A 297-nucleotide genomic window follows, 5' to 3' on the forward strand; every position below is an offset into this window, starting at 1 on the left:
GATGCGAGCCGAGCAGCGCGGCCAGATCGGTGCCGGCCGTGAGGGTGAGCGGTCCAGTCGCATACAGCTTGCCGCCGACCGTGGCCTGGCGCGCGGCCTGCAGGGTCAATGCGTTCAGCGAACTGAGCGCGCCGCTGGCCGTGAGATCCCGGCCGGCTTGCAGGTCTACCGTGCCCTTGGAGGCGGCGCGGCCCTGCGCGCCAAGCGTCAGATCGCCGCCGGCCACGGCCCGCAGGCCGCCGTCGGCCGCCGTGACGGTGCCATCGATCGTCATGTGACGCTGCGCGTCCAGCCCGA

General features: G+C 73.4%; 1 protein-coding gene. It reads right to left on the bottom strand.

Going from position 1 to position 297, the window contains the following annotated elements; genetic code table 11:
* A partial coding sequence (locus KDH83_RS32305) for a hypothetical protein (protein ID WP_212323312.1) occupies positions 1–274 on the bottom strand: 274 nt, incomplete at its 3' end.
* Positions 275–297: the final 23 nt, after the last annotated feature.

Source organism: Achromobacter sp. Marseille-Q0513 (assembly GCF_018195695.1).
Lineage (GTDB): Bacteria > Pseudomonadota > Gammaproteobacteria > Burkholderiales > Burkholderiaceae_B > Achromobacter.